At 41.7% G+C, this 17,489-nt stretch carries 18 protein-coding genes and 1 pseudogene; 13 read left to right on the forward strand and 6 right to left on the reverse strand.

What is annotated here, in order from left to right; all coding sequences use genetic code 11:
• Positions 1 to 113 precede the first annotated feature (113 nt).
• Positions 114 to 1,013, reverse strand: a complete 900-nt coding sequence (lgt, locus tag RMZ95_RS22260) for a prolipoprotein diacylglyceryl transferase (RefSeq protein ID WP_322674914.1) — start codon at positions 1,011 to 1,013, stop codon at positions 114 to 116.
• A gap of 412 nt (positions 1,014 to 1,425) precedes the next feature.
• Here lgt and coaD point away from each other — a divergent pair, with 412 nt between their 5' ends.
• The 3 genes from coaD (at position 1,426) to RMZ95_RS22275 (ending at position 3,029) form a co-directional block, all read left to right on the forward strand.
• Complete coding sequence (gene coaD, locus RMZ95_RS22265; protein ID WP_322674913.1) at positions 1,426 to 1,977, forward strand: pantetheine-phosphate adenylyltransferase; 552 nt, start codon at positions 1,426 to 1,428, stop codon at positions 1,975 to 1,977.
• The gene (locus tag RMZ95_RS22270) at positions 1,887 to 2,555 is read left to right on the forward strand and encodes a DivIVA domain-containing protein (RefSeq protein WP_322674912.1); all 669 of its coding nucleotides are present in this window, start codon (positions 1,887 to 1,889) and stop codon (positions 2,553 to 2,555) included. Before coaD ends, RMZ95_RS22270 begins: the two co-directional genes overlap by 91 nt.
• Before the next feature lie 147 nt (positions 2,556 to 2,702).
• Complete coding sequence (locus RMZ95_RS22275) at positions 2,703 to 3,029, forward strand: Ycf66 family protein (protein WP_322674911.1); 327 nt, start codon at positions 2,703 to 2,705, stop codon at positions 3,027 to 3,029.
• A 70-nt stretch (positions 3,030 to 3,099) separates the two neighbouring features.
• Here RMZ95_RS22275 and RMZ95_RS22280 read toward each other — a convergent pair whose 3' ends face one another.
• The 3 genes from RMZ95_RS22280 to cysS form a co-directional block, all read right to left on the reverse strand.
• Positions 3,100 to 4,446, reverse strand: a complete 1,347-nt coding sequence (locus RMZ95_RS22280; RefSeq protein ID WP_322683599.1) for a TldD/PmbA family protein — start codon at positions 4,444 to 4,446, stop codon at positions 3,100 to 3,102.
• Between the two features lie 242 nt (positions 4,447 to 4,688).
• Positions 4,689 to 6,128, reverse strand: coding sequence for a TldD/PmbA family protein (locus RMZ95_RS22285; RefSeq protein ID WP_322683600.1), 1,440 nt, complete (start codon positions 6,126 to 6,128; stop codon positions 4,689 to 4,691).
• Positions 6,129 to 6,194: 66 nt separating this feature from the next.
• Entirely contained in the window at positions 6,195 to 7,688 is a 1,494-nt protein-coding gene (gene cysS / locus RMZ95_RS22290) for a cysteine--tRNA ligase (RefSeq protein ID WP_322683601.1), read from the reverse strand.
• A 137-nt stretch (positions 7,689 to 7,825) separates the two neighbouring features.
• On the opposite strand from cysS, the gene RMZ95_RS22295 reads away from it, so the two are divergent.
• From RMZ95_RS22295 to RMZ95_RS22315, 5 genes are all read left to right on the forward strand, one after another.
• Positions 7,826 to 8,944, forward strand: a complete 1,119-nt coding sequence (locus RMZ95_RS22295; RefSeq protein WP_322683602.1) for a GTP-binding protein — start codon at positions 7,826 to 7,828, stop codon at positions 8,942 to 8,944.
• 155 nt (positions 8,945 to 9,099) lie between these two features.
• On the forward strand, positions 9,100 to 9,552 hold the full coding sequence (dtd, locus tag RMZ95_RS22300) for a D-aminoacyl-tRNA deacylase (protein ID WP_322674941.1): 453 nt from the start codon (positions 9,100 to 9,102) through the stop codon (positions 9,550 to 9,552).
• Positions 9,553 to 9,655: 103 nt separating this feature from the next.
• Positions 9,656 to 9,997, forward strand: a complete 342-nt coding sequence (psb28, locus tag RMZ95_RS22305; RefSeq protein WP_322674906.1) for a photosystem II reaction center protein Psb28 — start codon at positions 9,656 to 9,658, stop codon at positions 9,995 to 9,997.
• A gap of 101 nt (positions 9,998 to 10,098) precedes the next feature.
• Complete coding sequence (locus RMZ95_RS22310; protein ID WP_322683632.1) at positions 10,099 to 10,611, forward strand: MogA/MoaB family molybdenum cofactor biosynthesis protein; 513 nt, start codon at positions 10,099 to 10,101, stop codon at positions 10,609 to 10,611.
• Between the two features lie 338 nt (positions 10,612 to 10,949).
• Positions 10,950 to 12,500: a diguanylate cyclase gene (locus RMZ95_RS22315; protein ID WP_322683603.1), complete on the forward strand. Its 1,551-nt coding sequence runs from the start codon at positions 10,950 to 10,952 to the stop codon at positions 12,498 to 12,500.
• A 315-nt stretch (positions 12,501 to 12,815) separates the two neighbouring features.
• On the opposite strand, the gene mraY is transcribed toward RMZ95_RS22315, so the two are convergent.
• Both mraY and RMZ95_RS22325 read right to left on the reverse strand, forming a co-directional pair.
• Positions 12,816 to 13,919, reverse strand: a complete 1,104-nt coding sequence (gene mraY, locus RMZ95_RS22320) for a phospho-N-acetylmuramoyl-pentapeptide-transferase (protein ID WP_322674904.1) — start codon at positions 13,917 to 13,919, stop codon at positions 12,816 to 12,818.
• Between the two features lie 79 nt (positions 13,920 to 13,998).
• Positions 13,999 to 14,241: a DUF3134 domain-containing protein gene (locus RMZ95_RS22325; RefSeq protein WP_094349539.1), complete on the reverse strand. Its 243-nt coding sequence runs from the start codon at positions 14,239 to 14,241 to the stop codon at positions 13,999 to 14,001.
• 244 nt (positions 14,242 to 14,485) lie between these two features.
• Here RMZ95_RS22325 and RMZ95_RS22330 point away from each other — a divergent pair, with 244 nt between their 5' ends.
• The 5 genes and pseudogenes from RMZ95_RS22330 to RMZ95_RS22350 form a co-directional block, all read left to right on the forward strand.
• Complete coding sequence (locus RMZ95_RS22330) at positions 14,486 to 15,070, forward strand: PAP/fibrillin family protein (protein WP_322683604.1); 585 nt, start codon at positions 14,486 to 14,488, stop codon at positions 15,068 to 15,070.
• A 338-nt stretch (positions 15,071 to 15,408) separates the two neighbouring features.
• Positions 15,409 to 15,624 carry a photosystem I reaction center subunit IV gene (locus RMZ95_RS22335; RefSeq protein WP_094349537.1) on the forward strand — a complete coding sequence of 72 codons (216 nt, stop codon included), beginning with the start codon at positions 15,409 to 15,411 and terminating at the stop codon, positions 15,622 to 15,624.
• A gap of 252 nt (positions 15,625 to 15,876) precedes the next feature.
• A complete protein-coding gene (locus RMZ95_RS22340) occupies positions 15,877 to 16,737 on the forward strand; it encodes a DNA-formamidopyrimidine glycosylase (protein WP_322683605.1) in 861 nt (286 codons plus the stop codon).
• Positions 16,738 to 16,823: 86 nt separating this feature from the next.
• Positions 16,824 to 17,039: an NAD(P)H-quinone oxidoreductase subunit O gene (locus RMZ95_RS22345; protein WP_322663474.1), complete on the forward strand. Its 216-nt coding sequence runs from the start codon at positions 16,824 to 16,826 to the stop codon at positions 17,037 to 17,039.
• An 86-nt stretch (positions 17,040 to 17,125) separates the two neighbouring features.
• Positions 17,126 to 17,317: pseudogene (locus RMZ95_RS22350) on the forward strand (lactate/malate family dehydrogenase); the annotation flags it as partial.
• Positions 17,318 to 17,489 lie beyond the last annotated feature (172 nt).

Raw genomic sequence — 17,489 nt, forward strand, 5'->3', positions numbered from 1 at the left:
TCCCCCTCTTTCCCTAGTAGAGAGTAATGGTAGATGCACCCTGGTTAAGCCCTAGAGAATACTCTGGGGCATTTTTTATTTTTTAGTCATTGGGAATTGAGCATAGGGCATAGTTATTCTCCTTGTCCCCTTGTCCCCTTGTCCCCTTGTCCCCCATTTCCTTTAGCAGTAGGAACTACATCGGGTAAAGGGCGTTTGAGTAAGTAAAGCCAAGCTAATCCAACTAATCCCAATAAAATTCCTAGACTACTGACTACTTGCGCCATCCGTAATGGCCCCAGCATCAAGCTATCAGTGCGAAAGCCTTCAATCCATAAGCGTCCTAAGCTATAGGCTGGCCAGTAAATGAGAAACAGTGTGCCTACCTTCAGACGCGGCTTACCGGATAAAGACCGGAAAAATAACGTTATTAGTAGCGTAAACACCATTAAATCCCATAGAGATTCGTAGAGGAAGGTGGGATGAAAGTAATCGAAACTAACATACTCTAAAGGACGATGGTCTGGTGGAATATACAGCTTCCAGGGTAAATCAGTCGGATCGCCAAAAGCTTCAGAATTAAAGAAATTGCCCCAACGTCCGATCGCCTGCCCTAAAATCAGCGAAGGTGCTACTAAATCTGCCAGTTGCCAGAAAGAAACCTGCTTGATTTTGGCAAAGATTAACGCAGCCACAACGCCACCAAGAATCGCTCCATGAATGGCAATACCCCCTTCCCAAATCGCAAAAATTTTTCCTGGAGTTGGAGCATATTTTGACCACTCAAAAAAAACGTAATATAGCCGTGCGCCAGGAATTGCCCCAATCAACAACCAAAAGAACAAATCGCCTAGCAACTCAGGATTAACATTGCGCCGCTTTGCCAAATTCTGGGAAAGGATGACGCCAATTAAAACTGCTGTGGCAATCAACAAGCCGTACCAACGAATACTTAGTGGCCCTATTTTCACCAGAATCGGTCCTGGAGAAGTAAATTGAAACGCCAAGGGCAAAGTGGGAAAATCCAGTGCCATGAAAAATTACCTAGAAAAGTTCGTTAACTACCCGCGCACTTTGCTAAGTACGGAGTTTCTTGTGTCTCGAATACTGTAACTACACTTAAATCTTCCACAACATTGTGGGGACGTAGGTAAAAATCCAGTATTCATATTTAGGAGTCTAGTGGAGTGTGGTAGAAATAACTATGCAGTCAACAATAATGTAAAGGCTTATGCTATAAGCTTTCTTTCCTTCTGCCTCCTGCCTCCAGCAAGAACTGCCTTCTGCCTTCTTGCACTAGTTCCTAACGCTTAGTTGAGCATAACTTGTACCACTAAAACAATTGAGTTTACCATCATTACCGAGAACGCAAGATGGTAGATTTGAGTAAGTTACACAAAATGATTTCAATATAATCACCTAAACAACTTTGATATATTTAAAATTGTGATTGCTATTTATCCTGGTAGCTTCGACCCCATTACTTTGGGACACCTCGATCTCATCGGGCGCGGTAGTCGGCTGTTTGAGCGGGTGATTGTCGCTGTACTACGGAACCCTAACAAGATGCCACTTTTTAGTGTGGAGCAACGGCTAGATCAAATCCGTCTTTCTACAGAACATTTACCTAATGTAAAAGTAGACAGCTTTGATGGTCTTACTGTCAATTATGCTCAAATGCAACAAGCACAAGTTTTGATCCGGGGTTTACGGGCTGTGTCAGATTTTGAAGTGGAACTGCAAATGGCTCACACCAACAAAACTCTTTCTACCCAAATAGAAACAGTTTTTCTCGCAACCTCAAATGAGTATAGTTTTTTAAGTAGTAGTGTGGTAAAAGAGATTGCAAGGTTTGGTGGCTCTATCGATCATCTCGTTCCCCCACACATTGCCCTAGATATATACCAATGCTACAATCAGAAATCTCCAATGTTGAACCCAATCTCAACGGAAGCAATCCCCCCCCTCAAGAATATCTCGGTGGAGAGGGAAGCATAGATATTCAGCAGGAACTCAACCGCCTAGAGGAAATGGTTCTCTCTAGTCTCAGGATTCCGCTAACGGGACGCACACTCATAGATGAGGAAAAGTTGCTAGATCAGCTTGATTACATCCGGCTGGCTTTACCATCACTTTTTCAAGAAGCAGCAGCAGTTCTTGACCAAAAGAACGAAATTCTGCTGGAAGCGGAAGAGTATGGACAGCAGGTTGTTGAGGCTGCACAAGCAAAAAGAGCGCAAATTTTAGCTGAAAGCGATATTATTCACCAGGCGGAACAAGAAGCTGAACGATTGCGGCGACAAGTGCAACAAGAGTGTGAGGGAATAATGCAAGAAACTCTCGCCGAGATTGACCGCAAGCGGTATGCTTGTCAGCAAGAGTTAGAGCTGATGCGACAAAATGCGATCGCTCAAGCTCAAGAAATTGAAGATGGTGCTGATGCTTATGCCGATGGCATTTTGGGAAATATCGAGCAGGATCTCAAAGATATGTTGCGAATTATCACCAATGGACGGCAACAATTGCAAATTGATAACCTCACCCAGCGTAATTCACCTCCTAGCAAAAAACGATAAAGGCTCTAATAAGAGATGATGAAAAATTATAAGTTGGGTTTTAAGCAATAGTGAAACCCAACTATTTTTATTAGGGAAGTTTTTTGGGAAATCTACCGAGAAATAGATTTAAATTTGTGGATTGTAATTAAACAGGATCTCTAATAAATGATTACTTTCGCTCAAGTTAATTTTGGATTAAATTTAGCTGGTTTAATTGGAATTATTTATTTTCTTTTGGCAGTTATTTACTTTATTTTAACAGTAGTTTGGCTTGCCCAACGTGGAACTAGGCTTACAGGTTGGGCTTTAGCCCTTTACATTATTCAAGTGATATTTACACCAATTATAATGTTAATATGCGGAGTAATCTTGTTTTTTCAAGGTTGGCGTTTAGATCCAATTCTTCAGTTTGAGCAATTTTTATCGTTGCTTTTAATTATTTATTTCGCTATTAAAGATATTGTAATTAATGCAGTTTACAGAGATAGATAATTTTATAATTTTTTGGTAGAGACGTGAACTGTGCGTCTCTACCAAAAATAAATATTTATACAGAAGAAAACTACAAAGTGTAAGTAAAATCTTCCACCAACATACCAGGAACTAAACTACCTCCAAGTTGGCGACTTTCATAAGTACCTACTTCGGGAATGAATTCTTGAAAAGTAGTCAAATCTATTAGATTTTCTCCCCAGAAGCGATAGAGACTTTCATCAAAACGTAAGTTTTCAATGGGGGCAGTAATTTCTCCGTTTTCTACCCAAAAACAAGCATAACGAGTCATACCTGTGATTCTACCAGTGTGGCGATCGCTCCAATTCAAGTAATGCAAATTTGATAAATATAATCCTGTATCCAATCTCGGAAGAATCTGCTCAAAGATTAAATTTCCGGGACTGATTTCTGGCGCGCGCAGAGTCTCTGAACCATTAGCGCCGTTGGCAATTTTTTGATATTCCTTAGCAGTGCGAGAATTCACCAGAGTATTTACCAAATATCCTTTTTCTATTACAGGTAACTCTGGTGCTGCCATTTCTCCCAATTCATTAAATCGCGGTACTAATCCGCGCTGAAAGTTTTCTTTCAAACTAAATGCCGTCGAAAGTTGTTTTTCTTGACGCGATAAAGCAGCTAAAGCACTATTCCCTTGTTGAATATCAGCTTCGCTTACTGCTCCCCAAGAAAGCATTACTAATAAATCTGCAACAGCAGCAGGTGCAAAATAAGTTTTGTATTGTCCTCGTGGTAATTCTTTAATTGGACGAGCTAGCAATTCAAGTTGCTTTTTAGCTTCGCTGATTTTGGTTATATAAGCAGATTCATCCCAATCACTTCCGGCAAATGTGCCCTTAACTGCTTGCCCAGAGGTAGAAAATAAAGAATAATCTAAACTAAAAGAATCAGTAGCAAACCAGTGTTTTTGACCACTGGAATCACCATAACCTTTAATTACTATTCCTCCAGCATATATACCAGTAAAATCTAATTCAGGAACTTGTTCTAATACACTTGTTACTACTGCTTCCTCTGGTAATAAATTTCCAGAATGTATTTCCCGGCTGGTATTATTGCCTGATGGTAAAACTAGATATGGATCGATGGGTAATAAAATCAGTTCGTCGCGTAGTTCCTGCAAAGCAGGATATGCTAATTGCCAGTCTAACTCCCAATTTCCAGTAAAGGGAAACTGCCTAATACTGCTGCGTTGATCTGCCATCAGAGTCAGTTCTATCCAACCATCAGCAACACAACCAGTTTGTCGCACTTTCGCATGGTTGAAACGAGTAAATTGACTTCTTTCACTACTAAGTCTCACAGTGAATTGTTCATTTTCAGCTTTTTTAATCAGCAGACTTTCAATCAGTCGATTAAAACTGACTTCTAATGCAGATAATTCCTCAATTTTCATAGAAATTAAATATCAATAGGGAATAAAGAGGGGGAAAAAGTTAAACCAATTCGCAATTCGCAATGGGCTACGCCCCGCTACGCTAACGCAATTACGTTTTGTGACGTGGATTTAGACCTCGACACAAAACCTGCTGCCTGTAGAGACAGGGGACTTGAACCCCCACCACTTGTTAAAAGTTATGAGTTGAAGAAATTGTTAACTTCTAACTCCTAACTTCTAACTGCTGTATTTGCACTTTTTCAACTTCCTCCACCAAAAACTTCGACATTAGCAAATACACAAACAGGTGAACCGTGTCCTACCGAAATGGCCTGATTTGGTTCTCCTTTACCACAATAAGGAGTACCATACATTTGCCAGTTTGTTGCATCTCCTACTTGGATTAAGCTATGCCAAAATTCTGGTGTTGTGGCGCGATAGTTAGGATTACGAAGGGTTTTGGTGAGTTTGCCGTTTTCAATTAATTTAGCGTACTCGCAACCAAATTGGAATTTGTAGCGGCGATCGTCAATTGACCAAGAACGGTTAGATTCCATGTAAACGCCGTGTTCTATCCCGCCAATAATGTCTTCAAAAGTGCCGTTTAAAGGCTCTAAATTCAAGTTTGCCATACGATCGATCGCTGGTCGATTCCATGAGCAAGCACGGGCACAGGCAACTCCTGCTACACCTGCTCTAGCTTGACTTTCCAGACTGCCTAAACCCCGTTGAAGTACTCCTTCTTTAACCAAGTATTCCTTTGTTGCTACAGCACCCGTATCATCAAAGCCATAGCTAGAAAATTCACCAGGCACGGTAGGATCAAAGGTAATGTTCATCAACGGCGAACCATATACTAGGTTGCCAAAATCACTTTTATTAACAAAGCTGCCCCCAGCATAGTTACGCTCATCTCCCAAAATTCGGTCAATTTCTAGGGGATGCCCAACACTTTCATGGATTTGCAGCATCATTTGGTCTGAGGCTAAAACTAAATTGGTACGGGTGGTTGGGCATTCCTCTGCTGTCAAAAGTTCTACTGCTTGTTCGCCTATTTGCCGCACCCGATGCCATAAGTTTTCTTGTTTTAATAGTTCGAGTCCGCCTTGGTAACAGTTTGCTTGCGAACCGTTATTGCTGCGCTGTTGTACAACCGCGCCATCTTGGGCAGTAGCTCCGTAATTTGTGCCTATAGATAGTATTTTTTGATAGACTTCTGAGCCATTGCTGCTAATAAACCAAGATTCTCTCTCAGTTGTGCTAGCACTGGCTATGGTTTGCACAATCTTGTCATCAACTTTGAGTGTTTGGCAAATACGAACCAGTAAATCGTTGATTTCTCCTGGACTCAGAGCATCCAATGGCTCAATAAATGGAGATTTATATTCACCAACAACTTTAGGACGCTCACTTTCACGGAAGGGATGTATCCACCATTCACTGGCTGCTAGTGCCTGTTTATAGGCTGTTTGGGCAGCGGCTTCTAGAGAAGACAATTCTAGAGAGTTAGTAGCTGCATAACCCAGACAGCCATTGACTAAAACTTCCAGCATGGCTCCAACAGTGAAAGATTTGCCATTTAGTTGGGGTAAGGCGTCACGGACTAAACGGGTAGTAGAAGTTTCCTTTACGGCTCTAATACCGATCCAATCTGCGGGAATATCGAAACTAGCGATCGCTTTTTTGAGTTCAGACCACATAAAGAATGGGGAATAAAGAATGGGAAATGGGGAATGGGGAATTTTCTACCTACTCCCCATTCTCCTCTAATTCCGGTGCCAGCGTGTGCCATCACGGCTATCAATTAGCGTAATACCTTCTGCTTGGAGTTCGTCACGAATGCGATCGCTTTCGGCAAAATTCTTGGCAATCCGTGCTTCTTGCCTTTGCTGAATTTTCACTTCAATTTCTGCATCGCTGAAACCATTACTTGTTTGAGTTTCGGCTTCTATCTCGGCTTCTAAACCCAAAACTCCAGCTAAGGTAACGAGTGTTTGCCATTGACGCTGTAACTCATCTGCTGATGTTTCGGTTTTCCCTTCATGCACAAGAATATTTCCCTCACGGCGCAGTTCTTTGGCTAATTCAAACAGCACTGTTAACCCACCAGGAAAATTAAAGTCGTTATTTACGGTTTCTTGAAAGCGTTCAATATAGGGATTGGGTACTGGGTATTGGGTACTGGGTATTGATATATTCCCAGTCCCTAGTCCCCAGTCCCCAGTCCCTAAATCCCAGCCTAGTAATTTCCCGTATTGGTAGCCGAAGAGTAAACCTTCTTTAATGGTGTGCCAGCCATTGGTTGCTGCGGCGATCGCTTCGTCGGTAAAATCAACTGGTGTACGATATTGAGCGGTTAGCACGAACAACCGTACTGCCATCGGGTCAACGCCTCGATCCAGTAATTCTCGAATAGTGATAAAGTTGCCCAAAGATTTGGACATTTTTTCACCATCTACCTTTACCATGCCGTTATGCAGCCAGTAACGCGCTAGGGGTTTTCCGGTTACAGCCTCAGATTGGGCAATTTCGTTTTCGTGATGGGGAAAAATTAAGTCAGCACCACCAGCATGAATATCGATGGTATCACCCAAGCGATCGCGCACCATTGCCGAGCATTCTATATGCCAGCCCGGACGGCCTGCGCCCCACGGTGATTCCCAAGCAGGTTCTCCTGGTCTTGCTGCTTTCCACAAAGCAAAATCAAAGGGGTCTTTCTTTTTTTGGTATTCTGGATCTTCTACGTTAACGCGATCGCTTTTGCCAGCTTGCATATCCTCTAACTTGCGTCCCGAAAGTTTGCCATATTCAGAAAACTGCCGCACTGGATAATACACATCACCATCAGCAGGGTAAGCAAAACCCTTATTTTCCAACTCATGAATTAACCGCAAAATGCCATTCATAGTATGAGTAGCACGGGGATATTCATCGGCTTCTTTGATTCCCAATCGCGCCATATCCTCAAAATATGCTTTGATAAAGCGATCGGCCACAGCTTCCATTGAAGAATGTTCAGCACAGGCTCGATTGAGAATCTTGTCATCAATATCAGTAAAATTTTGGATATATCGCACTTCATAACCGATAAACTGGAGGTATCGGCGTACTACGTCCCAAACGATGCAAGCTCTAGCATGACCCAAATGGCAGTAATCGTACACCGTCACGCCGCAGTAATACATCTTAACCTTGCCTGTTTCGACTGTTTCAAACGGTTCTTGACGACGGGTGAGGGTATTGTAAAGGGTTAGGGTCATAACAGAGTAATGCTGAAATAGGGAGATACGTAATAATAGGGTAAGGCAGCTGGGATGACAGTCCAGCATCCCTATGCTAGTGTTTTCTGGACTATCTGCGCTACATTACTATTTTTTGACTATTTGATAACAGCGCTATGCAATCAGCAGTTACACCCGAATCTTCGGCAATGGATACGCCCAAACAAGGAATGCCAGTAACAATTATTACGGGTTTTCTCGGTAGTGGCAAGACGACTTTACTTAATCATATCCTCAACAACCAACAGGGTTTAAAAACCGCTGTTCTCGTAAATGAATTTGGCGAAATTGGCATCGATAACGAGCTAATTGTTTCCACTGGTGAGAACATGGTGGAGCTAAATAATGGTTGTATCTGCTGCACTATTAATAATGATTTAGTAGATGCAGTTTACAAAGTTTTAGAACGCCAAGAACATCTAGATTATCTAGTAGTGGAAACAACTGGATTGGCAGATCCGCTACCAGTAGCTTTAACATTTCTGGGTACAGAGTTGCGGGATTTAACCCGCTTAGATTCGATTATTACCGTGGTAGACGCGGCTAATTACAGCCTAGATTTATTTAACTCTGAGGCAGCATACAGCCAAATTGCTTATGGCGATGTCATTGTGCTGAACAAGGCAGATTTGGTTGATGAAGCCACTTTGAACGAGTTAGAAAGAAAAATTAACGAAGTCAAGGAAGGAGCAAGGATTATCCGCGCTACGCGATCGCAAGTGCCACTTCCTTTAATTCTGAGTGTTGGTCTGTTTGAGTCAGATAAATATTTTGACACAGTGGTGGATGAACACGACCATCACGATCATCACGACCATGACCATGACCATGACCATGACCACTCAACATGCGGTCACGATCATCACGACCATGACCACGACCATCACGATCATCACCATCATTCTGACCATTTAGAAAATGATGGTTTTACTTCCATCTCTTTCCAAAGTGACAAGCCTTTTTCTATTAGGAAGTTTCAGTATTTCTTAGATAACCAGCTACCCTCAAATATCTTCCGAGCCAAGGGGATTATGTGGTTTGATGAAAGCCCGAAGCGTCATATTTTCCACCTTTGCGGTAAACGCTTCACCTTGGATGATGATGAATGGAAAGGCCAACTGAAAAACCAGTTAGTACTGATTGGTCAAAATTTGGATCGTGAGACTTTAATTAGTCAACTCGAAAAATGCATTTGTCTACCTTCAACCTCTCGCGGTAAAGGGTTTGGCAAATAAAAGTTAGAAGTTAGAAACTTACTACTCGTTCCCAGGTTCCACCTGGGAATGCATTCTCAATGGCTCCGCCATCAATTTTGAGCAATGGAAAATCGTTGTTTTTAGTTTTTATATATTGCTCTAAAATCAAAACGTTGATAAATGTTCTGATTAAAATGCGCGTTGTTATCCAGCGAGTTAAATCATCTCAAGTTACAGTGAATGATGAAATTGTCGGTAAAATTGGGCAGGGGCTAAATTTGCTCGTAGGTATTGCTAATACCGATACTGATGCTGAAATCGACTGGATGGTGCGTAAATGTTTAGAATTGCGGCTTTTTCCTGACGAAGGAGGAGACGACCGATGGCAAAAATCTATACAAGACATTGGTGGTGATTTGTTAGTAGTCAGTCAGTTTACCCTTTATGGTGACTGTCGTAAAGGTCGCCGTCCTTCTTTTGACCGTTCAGCGCCTCCCCAATCGGCAGAAGATTTGTATAATTGTTTTGTTAGTAAGTTAAGAGCTAGCGGGTTGCAGGTAGAAACAGGTAAATTTGGTGCAATGATGCAAGTTATCATCGAAAACGATGGCCCCGTAACTTTGTTACTTGAAAAAGAAGCAATTTAAGTATATACACTAAAAAGTGAATCACAGTAGCTTCTAGACTGTGGTGTTCTAATTGATGAGAGAATATTAAATTAACCATCAGCAAAGTTTAAATTCATTCATCATGGCGAAAATCCAGTTTTCTAGAGGTCTTGACGAAGAGGTAACTCCAGATGTGCGCTTGACGCGATCGCGTACTGGGGATAGTGGTACAGCGACGTTTACTTTTACGAATCCGAAAATTTTAGATCAAGGTACTACCGAAGATATTACCGGAATGTACTTGATTGACGAAGAAGGCGAGATAATTACCCGTGAAGTTAAAGCTAAATTTATTAACGGGAAACCGGAAGAATTAGAAGCATTTTATGTAATGAAATCTGCCCAAGAATGGGATCGCTTTATGCGCTTCATGGAGCGGTATGCTGAAGAAAACGATCTGGGACTGAGTAAAAATGAGTCATAGGGCTTAGGGCTTAGGGCATAGGGCATCGGTAATTGTCATGTTCAATGAATGCGCCATTTACCATGCCCAATTATCCATTATTAAAAGTTCATGAGTGACATATAATGCCACAACCCCATCCAGACTTGCCTGGAGTTTTAGTAACTTGTGCTGTGGTTACTGTCAGCGATACACGCACTTTGGAAACAGACAAAAGTGGCCAGCTAATTCAGCAGTTACTCCTTGGTGCAAACCATGCTGTAGGAGCCTACACGATTATCAAAGATGAACCAACACAAATTCAAGGGCAGATAGAAAATCTGGGCAAAAGCTCAAATTTGGATGCTGTAATTTTTAATGGTGGTACAGGTATTGCACCAAGAGATACCACCTATGATGCTATTGAGAAGTTACTAGAGAAAACTTTGCCGGGATTTGGTGAGTTATTTCGTTTTTTAAGTTATCAAGAAATTGGTTCACGGGCGATCGCTTCTCGTGCCGTTGCTGGTGTTTATCAAGATAAATTAATCTTCTCGCTTCCTGGTTCTAGTAATGCTGTGCGACTGGCGATGGAAAAACTGATTTTACCCGAACTCACTCACTTGGTAAGTCAGGTTGCTAAGGGGGTAACATGAGCAGCCGTTCAAAAAGTTACCATGATAACTTTTGTAAAACTAAGCCATGAGGCACTGAAATCATCCTTTATCTACTTACATATTGAGGCTACCCAGAATTATAGTCAAACGAATGAAATATTAATACCAGATCAGTAATGGAACCTATTTACTGGAATTGCATAATTGCTCATAGCATTACTGCATTTTCATACTTTGGTATACCCATAGTAATAGGGGTTTTCTTTAGCAAAACTAAGGCAACTATCCCTCCTAAGTTTTGGCTAGCCTTTTTCTTATCGGGTGGATTCGTACTATTTTGCGGATTTCATCACTTTCTGGCAATCTTTGAGCCATATATGGCAGTTTCCCTGCTGCATTTAGGCGTACTTGATGTAATGGCGTTTATTTCTTTATCTGCTTTACTCTACCTAATGCCAACCGCTTATCAAATTGTAGAGGCGATCGCTAGATATCAAGAAGATACCCGCGAACTGCAACGTAGCCAGCAGATGCAACGGCTATTCCTAGATCGGGGCCCCTTTGCAGCATATATCAAAGATGAGCAATCTAGACTGCTTTACTACAACCAGGAAATACAGTCTAGATTTTCTATAAATTCACAAGAATGGTTGGGAAAAACTGATAGTGAATTCTTGCCAGATCCAGAAGAGGGACGGCAGGTTATGGAGAACGATCGAGTTGTTTTGAAGACTCTACGTCCTTTGAAGCTAATTGAAGAGGTAAAAGTATCTGGTAACAATCAGCCGTGCTATTGGTTATCGTTTAAGTTTCCGTTTAGCGATTACGCAACGGGCGCTTACCGTATCGGTGGGATCAGTATTGATATTACAGAATCTATAGAAGCACAGCGATCGCTAACTGACTTAAATCGGCAGCTAAAAGAAAAAACACTGGAATTGGAAGCAAAAAAACGAGAACTTATATATCTCTCAGATATGGCGGATATGCTTTATTCCTGTGAGTCTGAAGATGAGGTCTATCAAGTAGTAGCTTTAACCTGTTCCAAGCTGTTTCCTACAATGAGTGGTTGTATCTGTATAATTGCTAATTCCAAGAATTATGTTCAAATTAATAGGATTTGGGGAGATGAAATAAGCAGTAAAGAAATATTTTCACTATCTGATTGTTGGGCATTGCGGAGAGGAAAATTCAACCTTTTATCGTCTCGGAATTCAGGATTAATTTGCAGTCACTTAATACAGCCAGTTAGCGGCACACATTTGTGCGTTCCATTGTTTGGACAAGGCGAAATAGTTGGGATTTTACACCTCGACGCACTTGATGAAATCAGTCCAGAAGATCGACAAACTTCTGAGATTATTGCTAGAACATTAGGCATTGCACTGAATAATTTATCGATCAAACAACGTCTAACCCATGAAAACTTGCGGGATGGGATGACCCAACTATTCAATCAAAGCTATATGGAAAGCATAACGGAACAAAGGCTAGCTGAAGCTGAACGATTGGGACAACCTCTTAGTATTATTTTTCTTGATATCGATAACTTCAAATCTTACAATTCGCGCTATGGACACGTGACTGCCAACATTGTTCTCCAGGGATTAGCACAGTTACTGTTAAAATCTATTCGCTCCTTTGACATTGCTTGCAGATGGGGTGGTGAAGAATTTGTAATTGTCATGCCTAATATGACACTGGAAACGCTCAGAAAGCGAGTAGAACAATTAAGGCTAGATATTGAACAAATGCAATTGAAGGACGGCGATCGGCTCCTCGAAAGCATCACCGCTTCTTTTGGAATAGCTGTATCAGAACCAGGGATTACGGTTAAGGATTTTCTAAATCGGGCGAATCAAGCGATGCTTGAGGCAAAGCGAACAGGGAAGAATCGAGTTAGGGAATATGTAAATACTTATAATTGAAGAATAAAAAATTTAGAATACCTCAAGCAGTCAAACAATTTGAGATTTGAGATTTGAGATTTGAGATTTGAGATTTTACATTAGACTTCTTGCAGAAGTCGGGAAAAGGGGGAAAGGTTTGTTATTTTCCCTTTCCCCTTTAACCTTTTCCCACCTCTTGCAAAAGTTCTTTTTGCAAGAGGTCTATTGACTCTATGACTATCCTTTGCGCTTCAGTTGCCATAGAAATCAGAAACTTATAAATTTACTCTATAAAAAAACAACTCCCTGAAGATATGGGAGTTGTTTTTTATATTCAAGCAGTTTTTAAAACATTTAGAATGGAGCGATCGCTAAACAAATAGTAGCCAAAATAGCAGCGATTATATAAAATACTCCAACTACTTGTAATTCTGACCAGCCAGTAAGTTCTAAATGATGGTGTAAAGGTGCCATTTTCAAGAGACGTTTACCTTTGCCATCGGGGCCCTTCGTGGCTTTGTAATAACTTACCTGCGCCATCACCGACAAGGTTTCTACGAAGAATATACCACTGAGAATAAACAGACCTACTAAGCTGTTTGTTAATAGTGCTACAGCAGCTAAAGCTCCTCCCAGTGCCAGGGAACCAGTATCTCCCATGAAAACGCGGGCTGGGTTGCGATTATGGGCTAAGAAACCTAAACACCCGCCACTTAAAGCAGCACAGAAAACCATCAATCCTGGTGCTGTTGGGGCGACTAAAGCACCTAAAGCCAAAAGTGCGATCGCAACTGTTCCTGCTGCCAAGCCATCAATACCATCTGTTAAATTAGTCGCATTACTTTCTGCAACTAGTACAAAACCTGCTAAAGGCCAAAATAGGAATCCTAAGGGTAGTGTGAAGCTCACCCAAGGCAAAGCAATATTTGTAATATTAGAAGGTTGATTAAACATCAGCCATAGACAAAACATAGCCGCAAAACTCACCTGCAAAGCCAGTTTTGTTTGTGGGGATATACCTTTATTTGATTTCCGGCGCAGAATTTGCCAATCGTCGAGCCAGCCAATCAATCCATAGCTGATTGTCAAAGCCGAAACTGCAAGCACCTCTTTAGAAAAGTTAGACAATATGCAGGCAAGCAACACAGATACAGGTATAAAAAATATACCGCCCATTGTGGGAGTGCCTGCCTTTTTGAGATGAGCTTGAGGCCCATCTTCACGAATTATTTGTCCAGTTTTAAGTGCTTGAAGTAAAGGTATTACCCAATAGCCCACCAAACCTGAACCCAACGCACACAACAGTAATGGCAGGGTTAACGACATACTTTGCCAAGGTAGCCGATTGGCCATCGAATCCAAGAAAAATGCTGTTGTACCTAACCCTACGGCTAATAAAGAGGCTAGAGCGATTCCAGAAATGTTTAATCCTTGCTCAGGAGATAATTTAGCGTCCACAGAAGTTTCCCTTCACTCCACACTTATAAAATTGAATAACAGTAACTAGGGATACTACCAAGTCCCTAGCCTGAAAAGGCTAATTTTCAGCGATTCCTATATCATCATCGTCATCATCATCGAGGTCGTAGCCAATTCCATCATCTACACCCATTAGGGAGTCTATTCCTTCTTCGTCAGCTTGAAAATCCGGTTCGTGAACGTCACGGGCGATGATGCGACCGTTGTTTTGTAACCAGTCCAACAAAGAGGACTCTGGCTTTAGGGGGATGACATCGGCTCGTTGGTTACGGGCTGCTTCACGTAATGGAGAGTTCAACATATCGAGTCAGGACAAGAAAAGGTTTACGTAAGTTGACATTTAGAGTCTATCACTTGGCACGGATTAATTTAGTTATCTTTTCAACCCTTTAGTTGATAAATCCGCATTCAGATAGAAATTTTTTTATTTAATAAGCATAAGGCTTAAGTCAAGCGATTCTTAGTAATTTTTATGGCTCTACATATATGTCATTAATATCTTGTTTATGCTGATGGAAAGTGAGTGATTTTTGAGGTGACAGGCGATGATGGCAAAAGCGGCTCTTATGGATGCGATCGCACTTACTAATCGCGGTCTAGTGGCGACCGAAGAACAGAAACAGGCTATCTTAATCGCGATCGCCAATTTAGAAGACTTTAATCCTACACCGCGTCCGGTGGAAGCTAGTAATTTGCTAGATGGCAATTGGCGATTACTATACACCAATAGCAAGGCTCTTTTAAACTTAGATCGTCTACCCTTATGTAAACTGGGTCAAATCTATCAGTATATCCGGGTAGAGACTACCAGTGTTTACAACATAGCTGAGATTTATGGCTTACCTTATTTAGAAGGATTAGTCAGCGTTGCTGCTAAATTTGAGCCAGTTTCAGGTCGGCGTGTCCAAGTGAAATTTGAACGTTCTATTATCGGCTTACAACGTTTAATAGAATACAATTCTCCGGTAACTTTTATCCAACAAATTGAAGAAGGTAGAAAATTTCCCGGAATTGATATTCCCATAAAGAGTGACAAACAGCAAGGCTGGTTAGATATCACTTATATAGATAACGACCTACGGATCGGCAGAGGTAATGAGGGAAGTGTGTTTGTCTTAACTAAAACATAAGCTTTTACAAAATAGCTATTTGCGAATGAAGGTACACTAAAACGTCTACCTTGTCAAGTGGGGTTTAATACCTTTTCCAATTTTGGATGTGGTATGTAACTGGGGAGCAGGGGAGACAAGGGGACAAGGGGACAAGGGGACAAGGGGACAAGTCTTTTCCTTTTTTCTTGTCTACCTTGTCTCTTCCCCATGCCCCATGCCCCATGCCCAATGCCCAATGCCCCATACCCAATTCAGACAAATAACTTAACAAAGACTCTTGCTGCGACCTTGAGGTTGTAGAGTGAAATCAATTAGCCCTCTAGATTGGCGATTGATAACTAAAAGGGAAAATAATCATGGTTCAACGTGGTTCTAAAGTACGTATTCTCCGCCCTGAATCCTACTGGTTTCAGGATCTAGGAACTGTGGCTTCCATCGACCAAAGCGGCATCAAATACCCTGTAATTGTCCGCTTTGAAAAGGTCAATTACTCTGGTATCAATACCAACAACTTTGCCCAGGATGAATTAGTCGAGGTTGAAGCACCAAAGGCTAAAGCACCGAAAAAATAGCTGCAAAGCTACAAGGGAGTTGTTTGATGCGATGATGAAGGGTAGTCTTAAAGTCTGAAGTATGAAGTCTGAAAATTTCAGTTCATTCATTCTTTGTCCTAGCCTACCCTAATCTACGAGAGCCGCCCTGCGGGTATTTACGGTTTCTTTTGGGTAGTAATACGAGCTATCTACGGCTATGTAAGTTACTACCCCATCTTTTCTTCCTCGATCCCTCAAATAAATCACAATTGCCTGCTTAACTCAGCTTGAATGCCCGAACTGCCTGAAGTTGAAACAGTCCGAAGGGGTCTAAATCAATTGACCCTCAACCAAGAAATCACGGGAGGAGATGTGTTGCTCGATCGCACCATCGCCTACCCGTTTTCTGTTGGTGAGTTTGTTAATGGAATTGAAAAAAATGCGATTGCTACTTGGCATCGTCGCGGTAAATATCTCATCGCCGAACTCTCCTCGTCTTCCGGCTGGCTAGGAGTTCATCTGCGAATGACTGGTCAACTATTATGGCTGGATAGAGATGAACCATTACACAAGCACACGCGAGTTAGATTATTCTTTGGGAATCGGCAAGAATTACGCTTTGTTGACCAGCGAACCTTCGGTAAAATATGGTGGGTTCCGCCTGGTGTTGCTGTAGAAAGTATTATCACTGGTTTGGCAAAACTGGCAGCAGATCCATTTTCATCAGAATTTACTGTTGAATATCTAGCAAACAAACTCCAAAACCGCCGCCGTCCGATTAAGACTGCGCTACTAGATCAATCCGTGGTGGCGGGATTAGGTAACATCTATGCTGATGAAGCATTATTTAAGAGTGGGATTTTACCTGAAACCTTGTGTATAAATTTGCAGCTAAAGCAAATTGAACGTTTGCGAACCGCCATCATTCAAGTGTTAGAAACTAGCATTGAGGCTGGTGGTACGACATTTAGTAATTTCTTAAATGTTAAAGGTACTAACGGCAATTATGGTGGTGTAGCCTGGGTTTATAACCGCGCTGGAGAACCCTGTCGAGTTTGTGGTACAGCAATTCAACGGATCAGGTTAGCTGGGCGATCTAGTCATTTTTGCTCCGAGTGTCAAACGTTGCGGGGAGTCATTAGACGGGATTAATTGCGTCTGTATAAGAGTTAGGAATTTTAACTCGAAACTCTTTTAAAATGCAGGTGAAAGACGTTACAAATTTGAGAGAGGAACTCATGGCAGTCAAAAAAGGAGATATGGTTCGCGCTGTGCGCGAAAAACTAGAAAACAGCCTGGAGGCTAAAGCCAGTGATGCTCGCTTTCCTTCTTATTTGTTTGAAAGCAAGGGCGAAATTGTAGACATCAAAGGTGATTACGCCTTGATTAAGTTTGGGAAAGTGCCAACACCTAATATTTGGTTACGTGTGGATCAACTCGAAGAGTTTAAATAAGTAACAAGAATTCAGGAGTCAGAAGTCAGAATTCGGCATTTATTCTGACTCCTGAATTTTTGCTGAGAAAAATCGCATCTTAATTTATGTCTTCTTTCCCTAACTCCTCAATTATCTGTAATTTACCCCGTGTTACCATCGTGGGTGCGGGTAGGGTTGGCAGTACTTTAGCTCAACGCGTTGCAGAAAAAAATCTGGCAGATGTAGTTTTACTAGACATTATTGCGGGAATGCCTCAAGGTTTGGCGCTGCATTTGATGGAAGCTAGGGGAATTGACGCTGACTGATGAAGAAAGAAAGGGTTTGCATACTTCGGCTCGATCTGTGCGTCAAAATATTGAGCGATCGCAAGAAATCATTCGTAATTCGTAATTTGTATAAATATAGCAGGGGACAGAGAACAGGGAACTCTTAACAGGGAACAGGGCCGAAAGCCGCTTGTTGTCTAGG

Origin of the sequence: Nostoc sp. DedQUE07 (genome assembly GCF_034530975.2) — a bacterium.
Taxonomy (GTDB): Bacteria; Cyanobacteriota; Cyanobacteriia; order Cyanobacteriales; family Nostocaceae; genus Nostoc.